This window comes from Streptomyces sp. Root1304 (assembly GCF_001426405.1).
In the GTDB taxonomy this organism is placed as follows: domain Bacteria; phylum Actinomycetota; class Actinomycetes; order Streptomycetales; family Streptomycetaceae; genus Streptomyces.
The window spans coordinates 350,400-369,420 of the sequence record NZ_LMEP01000001.1 but is presented as its reverse complement, the minus strand read 5'-3'; the positions used below and the strand labels follow the sequence as shown (position 1 = coordinate 369,420).

Below are 19,021 nucleotides of genomic sequence, written 5' to 3'. Positions count from 1 at the left end.
CACCCGCGCCCTCTCCTTCTCCCCCTCCCGGGTCACCAGTGGACGACGACCTTGTCGCCGGTCTTCACCTGGTCGAAGAGGGCCGTGAGCTTGGCCCGGTCCCGGACGTTGACGCAGCCGTGCGAGGCCCCGTTGTAGCCGCGGGCCGCGAAGTCCGCCGAGTAGTGCACGGCCTGGCCGCGGCTGAAGTACATCGAGAGCGGCATCGGCGTGTGGTAGAGCCGGGACCAGTCCTGGCGGACCTTGCGCTCGACGGTGAAGACGCCCTCGCGCGTCGGGGTGTTCTCCGAACCGAAGCGGACGTCCATGGACGAGACGACCTTGCCGTCGATCATCCAGGCCAGCGTCCGGCTCTCCTTGCTGATGCAGAGCACCCGGCCGGTCAGGCACCGGGCGTCGGGGGTGTCGAGCTTGTTCGTGGTCGAGGGCTTCAGCTCGTCGGCGGTCGGCTTCGTGCTGACGTCCAGCAGCCGCTCCCAGGTCGTCCCGTCGACCGTGCCGGTCGCCGGCAGCCCCCGCATCTTCTGGAAGGCCTTGACCGCGCCCGCCGTCATCGTGCCGTAGAACCCGGTGGGCGCCCGGTCGAAGTGGTCGAGCTGCCGCAGCCGCGCCTGGAGCTCGCGGACCTGCTCGCTCTCGTCGCCGTCGTCCATCAGGACCCGGGACCCCGGCTTCCCGGTGGCGGACCCGGAGGGCGAGGCGGTCGTCGCGGTGGGGGAGGGGGCCTTGCCGTCCTCGCCCGGGGTGCCGGTCGCGCTCGGCGCGGCCGAGGCCCGCACCGGACCCTTCGTCGGGCCCGCGGCGCCGCCGCCCGCCGCCTGGGCCGTACAGCCCGCCGCGAGGGCCACCGAGGCCGCTGCCAGTACCGCTCTGCGTATGACGGAAGAAGACCGCTTCATGATTGCCCCCCGGGACGACTCGTGTGTAGCTAGGGATGCTTCCCGCGCGTGTGCGGTTGCGCTCCCGGGCGGCGGACCGCGCATGCTGTGAGGAAGGTCCCAGCGCGCTGCCCTCCATCGCTCGGACAGCCGCCGCTACAGTCCGTCGCGAGGGTCGCTACCGCTGAGTACACAGCTATCGGGAGGCACAACGCATGGCGCGCGAGTCGGAGTCGGGGCTGCCCGTCGAGCCGGTCTACGGACCGGACGCCCTGGACGGATGGGACCCCGCCGAGAAGCTGGGTGAGCCGGGCGCGTACCCCTTCACGCGCGGCGTGTACCCGTCGATGTACACGGGACGGCCGTGGACGATGCGGCAGTACGCGGGCTTCGGCACCGCCGTCGAGTCCAACGCCCGCTACAAGCAACTCATCGCCAACGGCACCATGGGGCTCTCCGTCGCCTTCGACCTGCCGACGCAGATGGGCCACGACTCGGACGCGCCCATCGCCTCCGGCGAGGTCGGCAAGGTCGGCGTCGCGATCGACTCCCTCGACGACATGCGCGTCCTGTTCGACGGCATTCCGCTGGACAAGGTCTCCACGTCGATGACCATCAACGCCCCCGGCGCCCTCCTGCTGCTCCTCTACCAGCTCGTCGGCGAGGAGCAGGGCGTCCCGGCCGACAAGCTGACCGGCACCATCCAGAACGACGTGCTGAAGGAGTACATCGCCCGCGGGACGTACATCTTCCCGCCGAAGCCCTCGCTGCGGCTGATCGCGGACATCTTCAAGTACTGCCGGACCGAGATCCCCAAGTGGAACACCATCTCGATCTCCGGCTACCACATGGCCGAGGCCGGTGCCTCGCCCGCGCAGGAGATCGCGTTCACCCTCGCCGACGGCATCGAGTACGTGCGGACCGCCGTCGCCGCCGGCATGGACGTGGACGACTTCGCGCCCCGCCTCTCCTTCTTCTTCGTGGCCCGCACGACCATCCTGGAGGAGGTCGCCAAGTTCCGGGCGGCCCGCCGGATCTGGGCGCGGGTCATGAAGGAGGAGTTCGGCGCGAAGAACCCCAAGTCGCTGATGCTCCGCTTCCACACCCAGACCGCGGGCGTGCAGCTCACCGCCCAGCAGCCCGAGGTCAACCTCGTGCGGGTCGCCGTACAGGGCCTCGCGGCCGTCCTCGGCGGGACGCAGTCGCTGCACACCAACTCCTTCGACGAGGCCATCGCCCTGCCGACGGACAAGTCCGCCCGCCTCGCCCTGCGCACCCAGCAGGTCCTGGCGTACGAGACCGACGTCACCGCGACCGTCGACCCCTTCGCCGGCAGCTACGTCGTCGAGAAGATGACGGACGACGTCGAGGCGGCGGCCCTGGAGCTGATGGGCCGGGTCGAGGAGATGGGCGGCGCGGTCAGCGCGATCGAGCGCGGCTTCCAGAAGGGCGAGATCGAGCGCTCCGCCTACCGGATCGCGCAGGAGACCGACAGCGGCGAGAGGGTCGTCGTCGGCGTCAACCGCTACACGATCGACGTCGAGGAGCCCTACGAGCCGCTCCGCGTCGACCCGGCGATCGAGGCCCAGCAGGCCGAGCGCCTCGCGAGGCTCCGGCAGGAACGCGACCAGTCGGCCGTGGACGCGGCGCTCGTCGAACTGAAGAAGGCGGCCGAGGGCACGGACAACGTCCTGTACCCGATGAAGACGGCCCTCAAGGCGCGGGCGACGGTCGGCGAGGTCTGCAACGCGCTGCGGGAGGTCTGGGGCACGTACGTCCCGACCGACGCGTTCTAGGGCCTGTCTGACAATTCCACCTGTCGAAACCCAAAGCGGAGTCTCGTACCGGTGTGCGAGACTCCGCTTCATGCTGGGTGTCACCGATCTGCCGACCTATCTCGCCGGGCTCGTCCTCATCATTCTCCTGCCGGGGCCGAACTCGCTGTACGTCCTGTCCGTCGCCGCCCGCAAGGGCACCCGGACCGGATACCAGGCCGCCGCCGGGGTGTTCACCGGCGACGCGGTCCTGATGACGCTGGCCGCCCTCGGCGCGGCCTCGCTCCTCCAGACCACCCCGCTGCTCTTCATGATCGTGAAGTACGCGGGCGCCGGCTACCTGGCCTGGATGGCGTACGGGATGCTGCGGTCCGCCTGGGCGATGTGGCGCTCGCGCGCCGAGACGGTGACCGACGAGCCGGAGCCGGTCCTCGCGACGCCGGGGGAGAACCCGTACCGCAGGGCCCTCGTCATCAGCCTCTTCAACCCGAAGGCGATCCTCTTCCTGATCTCCTTCTTCGTGCAGTTCGTGGACCCGTCGTACGCCTACCCGGCGCTCTCCTTCCTGGTGCTCGGCACCCTGCTGGAGATCGGCAGCTTCCTCTACCTGACGATGCTGATCTTCGGCGGCACCCGTCTCGCGTCCGCGTTCCGCCGCCGCAGGCGCCTCTCCGCCGGAGCGACCTCCGCCGCCGGCGCCCTCTTCCTCGGCTTCGCCGCGAAGCTCTCCCTCAGCAGCGCCTGACCGCCTCACCGCACCGTCTCCGCTTGACCCTCACACCGTGTGAGGCCGTTCCGTAGGGGTCGTCATGTTCACCATCGGAGACTTCGCCCGGCACGGGCGGGTGTCGGTCCGGATGCTGCGTCACTACGACGCCATCGGACTGCTGCGCCCGGCCCACGTCGACCCGCACAGCGGCTACCGCTTCTACACCGCGGACCAGCTCGCCCTGCTCAACCGCGTCATCGCGCTCAAGGACCTCGGCTTCACGCTCGAACAGGTGGGGGCGATCCTCGGCGAGAAGATCGACGCGGACGAGCTGCGGGGGATGCTGCGGCTCCGCCGGGCCGAGCTGGAAGCGGCCCTGACGGAGGCGCGGGCACGGCTCGCCCAGGTCGGCGCGAGGCTCCGAGCCATCGAGAGCGAGGGACGCATGTCCACCCAGGACGTCGTCGTCAAGAAGATCCCCGCCGTCCGGATCGCCGAGCTGAGCGCGGTCGCCGCGAGCTTCGGCCCGCACGACATCACCCCGGTCATCGGACCGCTGTACGACGAGCTGTGCGGCCGCCTGGAGGCCGCCGGGCTCACCGGGTTCGGGCCCGGGATCGCGTACTACGAGGACGCGGGCAAGGGCGACGGCTCCGTCCTCGTGCACGCCGCGATGACCGTCCCTGAGGGGACGGTCGTGGAGGGCGTCGAGGTGCACGTCCTGCCCGGCATCGAGGAGGCGGCGACCGTCGTCCACCGCGGCTCGATGGACACGATCCTGCCGACCGCGCAGACCCTGGCGCGCTGGATCGAGGCCAACGGGTACGAGACGCGGCACTACGCCCGCGAGCTGTACCTGGAGTGCCCCGAGGACCGCGCGCAGTGGGTGACGGAGATCCAGGAGGAGATCGTCCGCGCCTGAGCCCGCACAGGCCTGCGGGCCCGGGACCCCCGCACGGGTTCCCGGGCCCGCCGCTTTCGGCCCTCCGCTACCTCTTCAGCGCCTTCCGCAGCCGCAGCGCCCGGCGCGCCAGGCGGCGGACCCTCGGGTGACGGGGGAGCGGGATGCCGCCCGGCAGGTTCAGGACGGTGAGGCGGCGGCGGGTGAAGTGGTGCCGGGTGCGCTCCGCGAGCGGGCCCGACAGATGCCGGACCGCGGACTCCCGCAGGTCCGGGCGGATCTTCGGCTGCATGGCGAAGCCGACCGCAGCGACCAGGTCGTTCAGCTCCGCCGTACCGACCGTGCCCCCGTCGTCCTCCCCGCCGTCCTCCAGCGGCGGGACGACCGCGTCGACGACGGTGAGCGGGACGCGGTTGCTGTTCTGGAACGGGGTGAGCCGCTCCAGCAGGGCGCGCGTCCCGACCCGGGCGACCGGCAGCCCGTAGAAGGTCTTCGCGGTGAGCAGCGCCGTGGAGAAGCAGCCGACGACGAGCGCGGGCCGCAGCTCGCGGTAGAGGACCTCGGCGAGCACCGGCCGGTCCTCGACCGTCAGCTCGGCGCCGAGCGCCTCCGCCTCGCGGACCAGCGTCCTCGACCAGGCGTCGGGGGCCGTCGGGTGCGGCTTGAAGACGAGCCGGCGGTGGCCCCGGGCGACCGCGCCCCGGACCATCCGCAGGTGCAGGTCCTCCTCCTCGGCGGCGGTCAGCAGGTTGATCGCCGCGAGGTACTGGCCGAGGAGCAGCGCGGGCCCGTCCTGCGGCCCGGCGGCGGCGGGCCCGGTCAGTTCGTCGACGCAGGTGGTGAACGCCTCGGTCGGTACGGGCTCCGGCTCCGCCCCGAACTCGGCGAGCAGCAGCGGGGCGAGCCCGGGGACGAGGTCCAGGTGGAGGAGCCGTCCGACCCGGCCGCCGATCAGCGGGTCGATCTTGTTGCGGGTCGGTCCGTAGCTCATCAGACCGTCCGCGTACACCGTGACGGGGGCCTCGGGCAGCAGCTGGGCGATGGCGAGCGCGGGTGTCACCTGGAGTGATTCCAGGGCGAGTTCGACGTGGTCGTCGCCGAGGTCCCAGAGCGTGCGCAGATGGCGCTGGAGCATCGGGAGGTCGCTCGGGCGGGGGGTCCAGCCGGCCGGGTGGAGCGGGGAGATCGTCTCGTTCCAGGAGAGGACGGAGTCGAAGCGGCCGCGCAGCCGCGCGAAGCCCTCGGCCTCGTCGAGGGGCGGGGTGGTCTCGGGGACGGCGGCGTTGTTGGTGACGAGGAGGATGCGCCGGTCGGCGGGCCGGAAGCAGCCGCTGTCGAGGGCGGCGGCGAGCGTCACCGCGCCGTAGAGGGTGGAGGCGCAGAAGATCTGGGTGGTACGGCGGGCAGTCACGCGGCCACCTCCGAGGAGGCCGGGGCGGGGGTGGTGGCCGTGGCGGAAGCCGGGGTGGAAGCGGGTGCCGGACCTGCCGTCGGGCCCGATCCCGATCCCGATCCAGACCCCGGTCCCGGGCCCGGTGCCGGCGGTGGTGCCGGGCGGCGGCGGCGCAGCCTGCGCAGCATCGTCGCGCGGTCCCCGCCCATCGCCGCGAGCGCCTCGTCGAGCACCCCCTGCGGCATCCGCCGCAGCGCGCCCGCGCTCATCGCCTTCAGCTGTCGGGCCACCTCGGGTTCGAATCGTTCGATCGATCCGATGTGATGGGAAATCACCGCGCAATACGTGCGCACGGCCTTCGGGAGAAGAAGATCCGCGTCCACGTCCCGCGCCGTTTCCTCGATCACCTGATCGAAAGCGCGAATGAAATCCAATTGCCGCACATCACCGATCTGCGTGAGCGAGGTCGCCACCCCGCGCCGGTAGAACACACCGAGTTCACCGATCGCCGCGAACGATTCCGCCTCGCGGTGCAGCTTCCAGATCCACGGCCGGTCCTCGGCGGTCCGCAGCCCGTGCGTGAAATGCAGCAGCCCCCGGTCCAGGAGCCGCCGGTGGTAGATCCCCGCCCAGGCGTACGGGTAGTCGACCGAGGTCGTCCGGTGCGCCGGCAGGATCGCGTCCCGGGGGTTCAGGACCTCCGCGCGGCGGGGAACCGGCGCCCGGCGGACCGACCGGTTCCGCCCGGTGACCGAGACGTGGTCGGTGCGCAGGAAGTCGCAGCCCAGTTCCTCGGCCGCGGCGACCAGCCGGGCGTAGTACCCGGGGGCGAGCCAGTCGTCCCCGTCCAGGAAGGCGAGGTACTCGCCCCGGGCGGCGTCGAGGCCGGTGTTCCGGGCCGTGGCGAGGCCCTCGTTCTGTTCGTGCCTGATCAGGACGGCACCCGGGATCTCGCGCGCGGCCCGTTCGAGGAGCTCGGGCGTCCCGTCCGACGAGCAGTCGTCGACGAGGAGGAACTCGAAGTCCTCGCGGGCGTTGGCCCGCAGGCTGGTGAGGGTGTCGGGGGCGTATGTCTGCACGTTGAAGAACGGCACGACGACGGAGAGCTTGACCACCCGGCCGACGCTAGGCGCCGACCCGGCATTCCCACCGACCGGTGGGAAGCTGTTCGGTGAACACCAAGCGGCGGGCCGCTTAACCACCTTTCCCCGCAAGGGAAATCGGCCGCCCCACGTCCGAATGGCGACCCACTTCAGCAGGCGGAGAGGCGCTGTTCACCGTTTGTTGTGGCCCAGTTGGGCCGAAAAGCGGAATGCCCTTCTAGCGTCCTCGGCGTGCCAGCAAGTACCAGAGAAGCGGTACGGGTCGCCGTACTCGCCGACTCCGACACCCGGTGGAAATGGGGCGCCCTCACGGCGCGCCGCATCACCACGGCGACCGCCGAACCCACCGGATTCGTCCTGCGCGGACGGGCCACTCCGACCGCCCGGCAGCTCGCCGAGACCGGGGTGTCCACGACGACCCCCGGCGAGGTGACGGGCGCGGAGTTCCTGCGCGCGGTACGGGACGCGGCGGAACGCGGCGAGGCGTACGACGTCGTGGTGCTCGCCCTCGTCGGAGGCACCGTGCGGGCCGTCCTCCAGGGCCTCGCGGACCTGGGGCTCGAACGGCGCCCCCTGGTCGTCACCGGCTACGTCGGCGTCGTCTACGAGAAGCTCACCGACGGACTCCTGCTGCGCCACGGCGCCGATGTGGTCCTCGCCAACTCCCGCCACGACGCCGAGCGCTTCCGCGCCGTGTACGAGGGAGTGGGCGCGGACGCCGACTCGGTCGTCGAGGCCGCGCTGCCCTTCCTCGGCGGCGCCCCGCACACCCCCGAGGCCGGCCGCGACACCCTGGTCTTCGCCGCCCAGCCGTCCGTGCCCGCCACCCGGGCCGAACGGGCCTACGTGCTCCGCCGCCTCGTCGAGCACGCCCGCCTCCACCCGGGCCGCGAGGTCCTCCTCAAGCTCCGCTCCAAGCCGGGCGAACACACCACGCACCTGGAGGAGTTCCCCTTCCAGAAGCTGGTCCGCGAGCTCGACCCGCCGGCCAACTTCCGCCTCGTGTACGGGCACATGGGCGAGGTCCTCGACCGCACCGACCTCCTGGTCACCGTCTCCTCGACGGCCGCGCTCGAAGCCCTCCACCGGCGCATCCCCACCGCGATCCTCACCGACCTCGGGGTCCGCGAGGCGCTCGGCAACCACCACTTCGTCGGCTCCGGTCTGCTCGCCTCCTTCGACCGGCTCGACAAGGGGCTCGCGCCGACGCCCGACGAGACCTGGCTCGGCCGGCAGGGCGTCGCCTCCGACAGCCCGTACGAGGCCGCCTTCGACGCCGCCCGCGACCGGGTCGCCGCCCTCCTGGCGCTTCCCGGGCTGCCCCCGATCACCCCCTACTACACCGCGGAGACGGCCCCCGGCTACCTGCCCGGGATCCTCGCCCGCCACCGCCTGGACGTCACCGCGCCGGAGCCCCGCGAGAGCGGACTGCGCCGGGTCGTCCGGGAGGCCGCGCGGGGCGCGTACCGCCACGGCGTGCAACGCGTCGCCCCCGTCATCCGCCGCCTGGGAGAACTCTGATGAGCGCCACCGCCACGCCCGCCGCGCAGCCGCCCACGGCCGTACCGGTCACGGAGCCCACGGCCGTACCGGTCACGGAGCCCACGGCCGTACCGGTCACGGAGCCCACGGCCGCGGGAACCACCGCCCCGGCCGCGGACCCCGCCGCCCCCGCACCCGTCGTGCTCGCCGTGATCCCCGCGCGCGGCGGCTCCAAGGGCGTCCCCGCCAAGAACCTCGCCCCGGTGGCCGGAGTCCCCCTGGTGGCCCGCGCCGTCCACGCCTGCCTCGGCGCCCGACCCGTCACCCACGTCCTGGTCTCCACCGACGACGCCGGCATCGCGGCGGCCGCCCGTACCGCAGGGGCCGAGGCCGTCCGGCGCCCCGCCGGGATCGCCGGCGACACCGCCACCAGCGAGGCCGCCGTCCTGCACGCCATGGACGCCTTCGAGGCCACCCACGGCCGCCCCGCCGACGTGGTCCTCCTCGTCCAGTGCACGAGCCCCTTCATCGGCTCCGCCGAGGTCGCCGAGGCCGTCGGGCGCATCACCTCCGGCGCCGCCGACACCGCCTTCACCGCGGCCCCCACGCACGGCTTCCTCTGGCGCGAGACAGTCCAGGACGGAGCCACCGGCGTCAACCACGACAAGGCGCACCGCCCCCGCCGCCAGGACCGGGAGCCCGAGTACCTGGAGACCGGCGCCGTCTACGCCATGGACGCGACCGGCTTCCGCACCCACCGGCACCGCTTCTTCGGCCGCACCGCGCTCGTCGTCACCGACCCCGCCCGGGTCCTGGAGATCGACGACCCGCACGACCTGGCCCGCGCCCGCGCCCTCGCGCCGCTGCTCGACACCCCGGCCACCCCCGGCTTCGCCGACGTCGACGCCGTCGTCCTCGACTTCGACGGCACCCAGACCGACGACCGGGTCCACCTGGACGCCGAGGGCCGCGAGTTCGTCTCCGCGCACCGCGGCGACGGCCTCGGCATCGCCGCCCTGCGCCGCGCCGGACTGCCCGTCCTCATCCTCTCCACCGAGCAGAACGCCGTCGTCGCCGCCCGCGCCCGCAAGCTCAAGATCCCCGTCCTGCACGGCATCGACCGCAAGGACCGGGCCCTCAAGGAGTGGTGCGACGCGGAGGGCATCGACCCGCAGCGCGTGCTCTACGCCGGAAACGACGTCAACGACCTTCCCTGCTTCCACCTCGTCGGCTGGCCCGTCGCGGTGAGCAGCGCCCACGACTCCGTACGGGCCGCGGCCCGCGCGGTCACCGTCACCCCGGGCGGCTCCGGCGCGATCCGCGAGATCGCCGCCTGGCTCCTCGGACCCGAGCTCAACACCCCCGACTCCTAAGGAACAGCACCATGAGCAACACCCGAATCCGCACCTTCGGCTCCAAGACCGCCGGCCCGGGCCGGCCCGTCTACATCACGGGCGAGATCGGCATCAACCACAACGGTGAGCTCGAGAACGCCCTCGCGCTCGTCGACGTCGCCGCCGAGGCCGGCTGCGACGCCGTCAAGTTCCAGAAGCGCACCCCGGAGATCTGCACCCCGCGCGACCAGTGGGACATCGAGCGCGACACCCCCTGGGGCCGGATGACGTACATCGACTACCGCCACCGCGTGGAGTTCGGCGAGGACGAGTACCGCGCCATCGACGAGCACTGCAAGAAGCGCGGCATCGACTGGTTCGCCTCCCCGTGGGACACCGAGGCCGTCGCCTTCCTGGAGAAGTTCGACCTCCCCGCCCACAAGGTCGCCTCCGCCTCCCTCACCGACGACGAGCTGCTGCGCGCCCTGCGCGCCACCGGCCGTACGGTCATCCTCTCCACCGGCATGTCGACGCCGAAGCAGATCCGCCACGCGGTCGAGGTCCTCGGCTCGGACAACATCCTGCTCTGCCACGCCACCTCGACCTACCCGGCCAAGGCCGAGGAGCTCAACCTGCGCGTCATCCAGACGCTCCAGGACGAGTACCCGAACGTCCCGATCGGCTACTCCGGCCACGAGACCGGCCTCCAGACCACGCTGGCCGCCGTCGCCCTCGGCGCCACCTTCGTCGAGCGCCACATCACCCTCGACCGCGCCATGTGGGGCTCCGACCAGGCCGCCTCCGTCGAGCCGCAGGGCCTCCAGCGCCTCGTCCGCGACATCCGCACCATCGAGACCGCCCTCGGCGACGGCGTCAAGAAGGTCTACGAGTCGGAGCTCGGCCCGATGAAGAAGCTCCGCCGGGTCCAGGGGCTCGTCGCCGCATGACCGGGCAGCTGGCGTTCGTCGAGAGCCCGGTCCAGCTCCTCAACGTCCTGGAATGGGCGCACACCCGGGCCGCGGCCACGGGCGCGCCCTCCGCCGCGCAGGCCGGCGCGCCCACCGAGGCGCCCGGCCCCGCGGACGCCGCGCCCACCACGGCGCCCGGCTCCGGGCCCGCCGCCGCCGGGGCGCTCCGGCCGGCGGACGCCACCGCCCCCGGGGCGGCGCAGGCCGCACCCGACCTCACCGTCGTCGTGCTCTCGCCGACCGACCCCATGTCGCGTGGCCAGCTGCGCCGGATGGCCCAGCTGGCCCGCGACGAGGGCCTCACCGTCCGCTGGCAGGAGGCCCGCGGCGGCCGGGGCGCGCTCGTCCGCACCCTGCGGCAGCTCGCCCCGCCGCTGCGCTCGGCGGAGCGGGTCATCATCGGGGACCCGTTCTCCCGGTACGTCCAGCTGCTCCTGACCCTGTTCGGCCCCCGGCACCTCACGGTGGTTGACGACGGCACCGCGACCATGGAGTTCGCCGCCCAGCTCAGCCGGGGCGAGCGCCTGGTCCGCTGGCACCGCAAGGGCAGCCTGGGCCCGCGCGAGCTGGTCCTCGCCCCGGTGACCTCGCTGGCCCGGCGGCGGCTCGCCCCGAGCCGGGGCCGTACGGTCGAGATCTTCACCTCGCTGCCCGTCGAGGCGCCCGAGGGCGTCACGGTCACCGAGAACTCCTTCGCCTGGACCCGGTCCCGCTTCGGGCCCCCGCTGCTCACCGGCGGCGCGGACCTGGTGGGGACCTCGCTGGTCGAGACGGGCGTGGTCGACGCCGAGCACTACGACCGGGTGGTGGGCGAGCTGGCCCGCACCCACGGCGCCACCCGGTACTTCGCGCACCGCAGGGAGAGCGCCGAGAAACTGCACCGGATCGCGGTCGAGACGGGCCTGCAGGTGGTCCGGCCCGATCTGCCGCTGGAGCTGATCGCCCGGCGCGGCCCCATCGGCCGTACGGTCGTCAGCTTCCCGTCCACGGTGGTCCACACCCTGCCGCTGGCCCTGGCGGGCACCGGGGTGCGGGTCGCGGTCTGCGAGATCGCGCCCGAGTGGCTGCGGGAGACCGCCTCGCCGCGGGCCCAGGGCTTCCTGTCCGGAGTGGCGGGTACGGCGGCCCACGAGGTGGACCGGCTCACCACCCGGGCGTCCCACACCACCGACCGGCTCGAATTCGGCTGAGCGTACCCATATGGAACGGCCTTCATGCCTGTGAAACCGAGATTCTTTCCCCTAACGGGCTGAACTTTTCGTGATCAACGGGCAGTTGACCTCCCGGGAGGCCTACCCTTCAAAGGGTGAACCAGTTGAAGTCCCGTGAGCCAGGCTCCGCCACCCTGCCCGGAACGCTGTCCGAACCCCTGCGCGTCGAACTGATCGCCTTCCGCAGGGACTTGCACATGCACCCGGAGCTGGGGAACCAGGAGTTCCGTACGACCGCCGCGCTCAAGGCCCGCCTGGAGGCGGCCGGACTCGCGCCGAAGGTCCTTCCGGCCGGCACCGGACTCATCTGTGACATCGGCACGCCGGACGGCGACCGGCCCATGCTCGCCCTGCGCGCCGACATCGACGCGCTGCCCATCCCCGACGTCAAGACGGTCGCCTACCGCTCCACCGTGGCCAACCGCGCCCACGCCTGCGGACACGACGTCCACACCACCACGGTCCTCGGCGCCGGGCTCGTCCTCGCCGAACTCGACCGGCGGGGCCTGCTCCCCGCCGCCGTGCGGCTGATCTTCCAGCCCGCCGAGGAGGTCCTCCCCGGCGGCGCCGCCGACATCGTCGAGGACGGCGTCCTGGACGGCGTCGGCCGGATCATCGCCGTGCACTGCGACCCCAAGGTCGACGCCGGGACGATCGGCCTCCGGCCCGGCCCCATCACCTCCGCCTGCGACCGGCTCGAAGTCACCCTGGACGGGCCCGGCGGCCACACCGCCCGCCCGCACCTCACCACCGACCTGGTGACCGCCGCCGCCCGGGTCGCCACCGACGTGCCCGCCGTGCTGGCCCGCCGCGTCGACGCCCGCTCGGGGCTCTCCGTCACCTGGGGCCGCATCGAGGCCGGTCACGCCTGCAACGTCATCCCGCAGCACGCCGAGCTGTCCGGCACCGTCCGCTGCCTCGACCTGCCGACCTGGCGGGACGCGCCCGACCAGGTGCACGCGGCCATCGACGAGATCGCGACCCTGCACCGGGCCAAGTCGACCGTGACGTACGTCCGGGGCGTCCCCCCGGTCGTCAACGACCCGGTCGTCACCGAACTCCTCCGCGAGGCGATGACGGCCCGGCGCGGACCGCACGCGGTCGAGGACACCGAGCAGAGCCTCGGCGGCGAGGACTTCTCCTGGTACCTGGAGCACGTGCCCGGCGCCATGGCCCGCCTCGGCGTCCGCACCCCCGGCGACACCCGGGTCCGCGATCTGCACGCCGGCGACTTCGACGTGGACGAGCGGTGCATCGAGGCCGGGGTGGAGCTCTTCACGGCGGCGGCCCTGCTCGACGCGGCCCGCACGGCCTGAGCGGGGGAGGCCCGGGCGCCGGGGGGTCGTGGAGACGCGGCCGAGGGCGCCGGAAGGCGCCCTCGGCCGTCCGGCTCAACCCCCGGCGTGTCCCCTTCGAATGCCCGGTCGAGCCTCCCGATCGGGGGGTATAACCGGCTGTGCCGGGCCGAACGCCCCCGGTCGCCTCGACTGGCCGGTTCGCGACGATCCGATAACGACTCATGAACGGGTCTTTAACTGACATCTACGCGCGTTACGATCGCCGCGAAACCAGCGCCGGAAGAGGCGCTTTCGGTCAGTCTCGAAGGGACCCTCCTCTTGCGCCGGATCACCAGGATCGCGACCGTGGGCATCGCCTCCGCCGCGCTCGCTCTTTCCGCCACCGCGTGTGGCAAGTCCTCGAACGACTCCGGCTCCAGCCCGAGCTCGGACTCCAAGGCGACCAAGGCCGCCATCGCGTACGACATCGGCGGCCGCGGCGACCAGTCCTTCAACGACGCCGCCTACGCGGGTCTGAAGAAGGCAGAGGACGAGCTCGGCGTCAAGGGCGCCGAGGCCGAGCCCTCCGCCGGTGAGGGCGACGCCGACAAGGTCGCGCGCCTCACCGCGCTGGCCCGCGCCGGGAACAACCCGGTCATCGGTGTCGGCTTCGCGTACGCCCCGGCGATCGAGAAGGTCTCCAAGGCCTACCCGAAGACCACCTTCGGCATCATCGACGACACGTCGGTGACCGGTGCGAACATCGCCAACCTGGTCTTCAACGAGGAGCAGGGCTCCTACCTGGCCGGCGTCGCCGCCGCCAAGACCTCGAAGACCGGCACGGTCGGCTTCATCGGTGGCGTCGAGGTGCCGCTGATCAAGAAGTTCGAGGCGGGCTTCGCCCAGGGCGTCAAGGACACCAACCCCAAGGCGAAGGTGCTCGTCCAGTACCTGACCCAGCCGCCGAACTTCGACGGCTTCTCCAAGCCCGACCTGGGCAAGGCCGCCGCGCAGGGCCAGCTCGACAAGGGCGCCGACGTGATCTACGCCGCCGCCGGTCTGGCCGGTTCCGGCTCGATCGAGGCCGCCTCGACCGCGGGCAAGTGGGCCATCGGCGTCGACTCCGACCAGTACAACCAGGCGGGTCTGGCCAAGTACAAGGCCCAGATCCTGACCTCGGTCACCAAGGACGTCTCCGACTCCGTCTTCAACCTGATCAAGTCGGTCAAGGACGGCAAGCCGCAGACCGGTGAGATCCGCTACGGCCTCGCCACGGACGGTGTCGGCCTGGCCGACTCCAACCCGGCGTACAAGGCGATGACCGAGGTCACCGCCGCCGTGGCGAAGGCGAAGAAGGACATCGTCGACGGCAAGATCACGGTCAAGACCGCTCCGTAAGGACGCACAGGTCACCGACCCAAGGCCCGGCACCGGTGGGACCCCCACCGGGGCCGGGCCCCATTCCCGTACGGGTTTTCATTTTTCGGCAGCGCTACGCGTGTAGATGTCTCCCTGGCACGATAACTTCGCCCCGCCCTGCCCTCCCGCTCCCACTCCTTCCGGCCAAGGAGAGTGCGTCATCAACGCGTCCAGCCCCCCTGCCGTAGAACTGCACGGCATCACCAAGCGATTCCCCGGCGTCGTCGCCAACAAGGACATCGCCATCACGGTCCGCAAGGGCACCGTGCACGCCCTCATCGGCGAGAACGGTGCCGGCAAGTCGACCCTCATGAAGATCCTCTACGGCATGCAGAAGCCGGACGAGGGCACCATCGCCGTCGACGGCGAGCAGGTCACCTTCTCCAGCCCCGGTGACGCCATCGCGCGCGGCATCGGCATGGTGCACCAGCACTTCATGCTCGCGGACAACTTCACCGTCCTGGAGAACGTCGTCCTCGGCGGCGAGAACCTCTACGGCATCGGCGCCAAGGCGCGGAAGAAGATCCAGGAGATCTCCGACGCGTACGGCCTCGGGGTCCGCCCCGACGCCCTCGTCGAGGACCTCGGCGTCGCCGACCGCCAGCGCGTGGAGATCCTCAAGGTCCTCTACCGCGGCGCCAGGATCCTCATCCTCGACGAGCCGACCGCCGTGCTCGTCCCGCAGGAGGTCGACGCGCTCTTCGACAACCTGCGCGAGCTCAAGTCCGAGGGCCTGACCGTCATCTTCATCTCGCACAAGCTGGGCGAGGTCCTGAAGGTCGCCGACGACATCACCGTCATCCGCCGGGGCACCACGGTCGGCACCGCCGACCCGAAGACCGCCACCACCAAGCAGCTCGCCGAGCTGATGGTCGGCAGCGAGCTGCCCTCGCCGGAGACCCGCGAGTCCACGGTCACCGACGTGCCGATGCTCCAGGTCGCGAACCTGACGCTGGTCGAGAGCGGCGCCGCCGGCGCCCCGCTCACCACGGCCGCCCCGGCCGACCCGGCCGCCGCGGTCACGGTGCACGAGGAGGTCGCCACCGGGCGCAAGCTCCTCGACGACATCTCCCTCACGATCCACAAGGGCGAGATCCTCGGCATCGCGGGCGTCGAGGGCAACGGCCAGACCGAGCTCATCGAGTCCCTCATGGGCATGGCCACCCCCGACGCGGGCGTCATCACCCTCGACGGCCAGGACATCTCCAAGGTCTCCGTGCGCAAGCGCCGCGAGGGCGGCATCGGCTACATCCCCGAGGACCGCCACCGCCACGGCCTGCTCCTGGAGGCCCCCCTCTGGGAGAACCGCATCCTCGGCCACGTCACCGAGGCGCCCAACTCCAAGCGCGGCATCCTCGACCCGAAGGCGGCCCGCAAGGACACCGAGCGGATCGTGCGCGAGTACGACGTCCGCACCCCCGGCATCGACGTGACCGCGTCCTCCCTCTCCGGCGGCAACCAGCAGAAGCTGATCGTCGGCCGCGAGATGAGCCACGGCCCCAAGTTCCTGATCGCCGCCCACCCCACCCGCGGTGTGGACGTCGGCGCGCAGGCGCAGATCTGGGACGCGATCCGGGACGCCCGCCGCGAGGGCCTCGCGGTGCTGCTGATCTCCGCCGACCTCGACGAGCTGATCGGCCTCTCCGACACCCTCCGGGTGATGTACCGCGGCAAGCTCGTCGCGGACGCCGACCCCGCCACCATCACGCCCGAGGAGCTGGGCTCCGCCATGACCGGCGCGGCCACCGGCCGACTCGAGGGCACCGAAGAGTCCGAAGACGGTGACGCCCGATGATGAAATTCGACAAGGACAAGCTGATCATCGGGGCCGCAGGCCCGGTGCTCGCCCTGGTCACCTCGTTCGTGCTCACCGTCCTGGTGCTGCTCGCCACGGGGCTCGACCCGATCGAGCCGATCCAGCTGATGATCGACAACGCCGCGTACTCGGACATCCAGGTCCTGATCGTCAACCAGACCGGGATCTACTACCTGGCAGCCCTGGCCGTGGCCATCGGCTTCCGGATGAACCTGTTCAACATCGGCGTCGACGGCCAGTACCGGCTCGCCGCGATGGTGTCGGCCCTGGTCGGCGCCTCGGTCGAGCTGCCCGGCCCGCTGCACATCCTGCTGATCGTGCTCGTCGCGATGCTGACCGGTGCCTTCTGGTCCGGCATCGCCGGCATCCTGAAGACCACCCGCGGTGTCTCCGAGGTCGTCTCGACGATCATGCTGAACGCCATCGCGACCTCGCTGGTGGCCTGGCTGATCCTGCCGAAGAACTTCGGCGTCCAGCCCGCCGGCTCCAACAACCTCACCACCGGCAAGATCGCCGAGTCGGGCTGGTTCCCCGGCATCGACATGGGTGAGGGCAACGGGGTCATCTACGGCTTCACCTTCGTCGCGCTCGCCCTCGGCGTCGTCTACTGGTTCGCCCTCAACCGCACCCGCTTCGGCTTCGACCTGCGCGCCACCGGCGCCAGCGAGTCCGCCGCGCAGGCCAGCGGCGTCGACGCCAAGCGGATGATCCTCACCTCGATGCTGCTCTCGGGCGCGCTGGCCGGCCTCTCCGGCATGCCGACGCTGCTCGGCGAGTCCCACACGTACAGCCTCGACTTCCCGGTCGGCGTCGGCTTCACCGCCATCACCATCGCGCTGCTCGGCCGCAACCACCCGGTCGGCATCCTCTTCGCCGCGCTCCTCTTCGCGTTCCTCGACAAGGCGTCCTCGACGCTCGACACCGAGGGTTACCCGAAGGAGATCACCCAGATCATGCAGGGCATCATCGTGATCGCCGTCGTGGTCTCGTACGAGCTCGTCCGTCGTTACGGCATCCGCCGCCAGCAGCAGAAGGTCGGCGAGGAACTCGCCGCCGGCGGCGCCATCAAGACCGACAAGGAGGTGGCGGCATGAGCACCACCACCGTTGCCAAGCCGAGCGCCGCGCCCAAGGGCGGACGCCGCAAGCTCACCTGGCCCTGGATCATGCTGATCGTCGCGGCCGGCCTCGTGCTCTTCTCGCTGGTCCGGGTCGTCTCCGGGGCCGACGACCTCACCTCCGTCGGCCAGGTCTCCGGCGCGCTCCAGCTCGCCGTCCCGATCGGCCTCGCCGGTCTCGGCGGTCTGTGGGCCGAGCGCGCGGGCGTCGTCAACATCGGCCTCGAAGGCATGATGGTGCTCGGCACCTGGTTCGGCGCCTGGGCCGGCTACCAGTGGGGCCCCTGGGTGGGCGTCCTCTTCGGTCTCCTCGGCGGCGCGCTCGGCGGCCTGCTGCACGCGATCATCACCGTCACGTTCAACGTGAACCACATCGTCTCCGGTGTGGCGATCAACATCCTCGCGGTCGGCTTCACCCAGTACCTGTCGAACTTCACCTTCGCCGAGGCCGAGGGCGGCTCCTCCAAGCAGTCCCCGCGCATCGATCCGATCACCGACATCACCATCCCAGGGCTCTCCGACTGGCTGATGGACCTCCAGCAGAAGCACTGGTTCCTGATCTCGGACATCGCCGGCATCCTCGGCGGCCTGGTCACCAACCTGTCGCTGCTCACCGTCGTCGCGATCCTGCTGATCCCGGCCACCTGGTGGGTGCTCTGGCGCACGTCCTTCGGCCTGCGGCTCCGCTCCTGCGGTGAGAACCCGGTCGCGGCCGAGTCCCTCGGCGTGAACGTCTACAAGTACAAGTACATCGCCGTCACCACCTCCGGTGCCCTCGCGGGCCTCGGCGGCGCCTTCCTCGCGATCGTCGCCACCGGCATCTACCAGGAGGGCCAGACCGGCGGCCGCGGCTACATCGGTCTCGCCGCGATGATCTTCGGCAACTGGATGCCCGGCGGCATGGCGCTCGGCGCCGGCCTCTTCGGCTTCACCGACAGCCTCAAGCTGCGCGGCGGCGCCGAGAACGTCCACGCGCTGCTGCTGCTCGTCGCGGTGCTCCTGGTGATCGCCGCGCTGTGGCAGCTGTACAAGAAGAAGTACGTGGTCGCGGTCGTCTCCGCCGCCTTCTCCGCCGCGTTCTTCCTCTGGTACTTCCTGACCGACGAGGTCCCGAGCCAGTTCGTCGACGCCGCCCCGTACGTCACCACCCTGCTGGTGCTCGCCCTCTCGGCGCAGCGCCTGCGGATGCCGAAGGCGGACGGTCTGCCGTACCGCAAGGGCGAGGGCAAGTGACGGGCGGCCTGGCCGAAGCCGACTGGGAGGCCCTGCGGGTCACGGCCCGCGAGGCCATGTCCCGCGCCTACGCCCCGTACTCGGGCTTCCCGGTCGGCGCGGCGGCCCGCGTCGACGACGGGCGGACGGTCTCCGGCTGCAACGTGGAGAACGCCTCGTTCGGCCTCGGCCTGTGCGCCGAGTGCGGGCTCGTCTCGGCGCTCCAGTCGACCGGCGGCGGCCGGCTGACCCACTTCGTCTGCGTGGACGGCCGGGGCGAGTCCCTGGTGCCGTGCGGCCGGTGCCGGCAGCTCCTGTACGAGTTCGGCGGCCCCGAACTCGTCCTGGAGACCCCGGCGGGGTTCCTGACCCTGGCGGAGATGCTCCCGCAGGCCTTCGGCCCGGAGCACCTGTCGAAGTAATCCT

Annotated in this window: 16 protein-coding genes; 13 read left to right on the top strand and 3 right to left on the bottom strand. The window is 71.7% G+C overall.

Going from position 1 to position 19,021, the window contains the following annotated elements; genetic code table 11:
- Positions 1 to 32: 32 nt before the first annotated feature.
- The gene (locus ASD33_RS01615; RefSeq protein ID WP_056552014.1) at positions 33 to 899 is read right to left on the bottom strand and encodes a L,D-transpeptidase family protein; all 867 of its coding nucleotides are present in this window, start codon (positions 897 to 899) and stop codon (positions 33 to 35) included.
- Between the two features lie 194 nt (positions 900 to 1,093).
- On the opposite strand from ASD33_RS01615, the gene ASD33_RS01610 reads away from it, so the two are divergent.
- The 3 genes from ASD33_RS01610 to ASD33_RS01600 all read left to right on the top strand — a co-directional run bounded on the left by ASD33_RS01610 (position 1,094) and on the right by ASD33_RS01600 (position 4,284).
- Complete coding sequence (locus ASD33_RS01610) at positions 1,094 to 2,674, top strand: methylmalonyl-CoA mutase family protein (RefSeq protein WP_056552011.1); 1,581 nt, start codon at positions 1,094 to 1,096, stop codon at positions 2,672 to 2,674.
- Between the two features lie 70 nt (positions 2,675 to 2,744).
- Positions 2,745 to 3,398 carry a leucine efflux protein LeuE gene (gene leuE / locus ASD33_RS01605; RefSeq protein WP_056552008.1) on the top strand — a complete coding sequence of 218 codons (654 nt, stop codon included), beginning with the start codon at positions 2,745 to 2,747 and terminating at the stop codon, positions 3,396 to 3,398.
- A gap of 64 nt (positions 3,399 to 3,462) precedes the next feature.
- Entirely contained in the window at positions 3,463 to 4,284 is an 822-nt protein-coding gene (locus ASD33_RS01600; RefSeq protein WP_056552005.1) for a MerR family transcriptional regulator, read from the top strand.
- A 67-nt stretch (positions 4,285 to 4,351) separates the two neighbouring features.
- On the opposite strand, the gene ASD33_RS01595 is transcribed toward ASD33_RS01600, so the two are convergent.
- Together ASD33_RS01595 and ASD33_RS01590 are read right to left on the bottom strand one after the other, a co-directional pair.
- The gene (locus tag ASD33_RS01595; protein ID WP_056552003.1) at positions 4,352 to 5,674 is read right to left on the bottom strand and encodes an alpha-2,8-polysialyltransferase family protein; all 1,323 of its coding nucleotides are present in this window, start codon (positions 5,672 to 5,674) and stop codon (positions 4,352 to 4,354) included.
- Entirely contained in the window at positions 5,671 to 6,771 is a 1,101-nt protein-coding gene (locus tag ASD33_RS01590) for a glycosyltransferase family 2 protein (protein ID WP_242426803.1), read from the bottom strand. Before ASD33_RS01590 ends, ASD33_RS01595 begins: the two co-directional genes overlap by 4 nt.
- A 219-nt stretch (positions 6,772 to 6,990) precedes the next feature.
- Between ASD33_RS01590 and ASD33_RS01585 the strand changes: the two genes are divergently transcribed.
- The 10 genes from ASD33_RS01585 to ASD33_RS01540 all read left to right on the top strand — a co-directional run bounded on the left by ASD33_RS01585 (position 6,991) and on the right by ASD33_RS01540 (position 19,017).
- On the top strand, positions 6,991 to 8,280 hold the full coding sequence (locus ASD33_RS01585) for a DUF6716 putative glycosyltransferase (RefSeq protein WP_056552000.1): 1,290 nt from the start codon (positions 6,991 to 6,993) through the stop codon (positions 8,278 to 8,280).
- Positions 8,280 to 9,614: an acylneuraminate cytidylyltransferase gene (locus ASD33_RS01580; protein WP_242426802.1), complete on the top strand. Its 1,335-nt coding sequence runs from the start codon at positions 8,280 to 8,282 to the stop codon at positions 9,612 to 9,614. The genes ASD33_RS01585 and ASD33_RS01580 overlap by 1 nt, the downstream gene beginning before the upstream one ends.
- Before the next feature lie 11 nt (positions 9,615 to 9,625).
- Positions 9,626 to 10,522: an N-acetylneuraminate synthase family protein gene (locus ASD33_RS01575; RefSeq protein WP_056551997.1), complete on the top strand. Its 897-nt coding sequence runs from the start codon at positions 9,626 to 9,628 to the stop codon at positions 10,520 to 10,522.
- Positions 10,519 to 11,733 carry a hypothetical protein gene (locus ASD33_RS01570; RefSeq protein ID WP_056551994.1) on the top strand — a complete coding sequence of 405 codons (1,215 nt, stop codon included), beginning with the start codon at positions 10,519 to 10,521 and terminating at the stop codon, positions 11,731 to 11,733. The genes ASD33_RS01575 and ASD33_RS01570 overlap by 4 nt, the downstream gene beginning before the upstream one ends.
- 116 nt (positions 11,734 to 11,849) lie before the next feature.
- A complete protein-coding gene (locus ASD33_RS01565; RefSeq protein WP_056551991.1) occupies positions 11,850 to 13,070 on the top strand; it encodes an amidohydrolase in 1,221 nt (406 codons plus the stop codon).
- A gap of 300 nt (positions 13,071 to 13,370) precedes the next feature.
- Positions 13,371 to 14,429 (top strand): BMP family ABC transporter substrate-binding protein, encoded by a 1,059-nt coding sequence (locus tag ASD33_RS01560; RefSeq protein ID WP_056551988.1) that lies wholly within the window; start codon positions 13,371 to 13,373, stop codon positions 14,427 to 14,429.
- 106 nt (positions 14,430 to 14,535) lie between these two features.
- Positions 14,536 to 16,245, top strand: coding sequence for an ABC transporter ATP-binding protein (locus ASD33_RS01555; protein ID WP_056551985.1), 1,710 nt, complete (start codon positions 14,536 to 14,538; stop codon positions 16,243 to 16,245).
- The gene (locus ASD33_RS01550; protein WP_056551982.1) at positions 16,242 to 17,360 is read left to right on the top strand and encodes an ABC transporter permease; all 1,119 of its coding nucleotides are present in this window, start codon (positions 16,242 to 16,244) and stop codon (positions 17,358 to 17,360) included. The genes ASD33_RS01555 and ASD33_RS01550 overlap by 4 nt, the downstream gene beginning before the upstream one ends.
- Positions 17,357 to 18,616: an ABC transporter permease gene (locus ASD33_RS01545; protein ID WP_056551978.1), complete on the top strand. Its 1,260-nt coding sequence runs from the start codon at positions 17,357 to 17,359 to the stop codon at positions 18,614 to 18,616. The genes ASD33_RS01550 and ASD33_RS01545 overlap by 4 nt, the downstream gene beginning before the upstream one ends.
- Positions 18,613 to 19,017 carry a cytidine deaminase gene (locus tag ASD33_RS01540; RefSeq protein WP_079044491.1) on the top strand — a complete coding sequence of 135 codons (405 nt, stop codon included), beginning with the start codon at positions 18,613 to 18,615 and terminating at the stop codon, positions 19,015 to 19,017. The genes ASD33_RS01545 and ASD33_RS01540 overlap by 4 nt, the downstream gene beginning before the upstream one ends.
- Positions 19,018 to 19,021 lie beyond the last annotated feature (4 nt).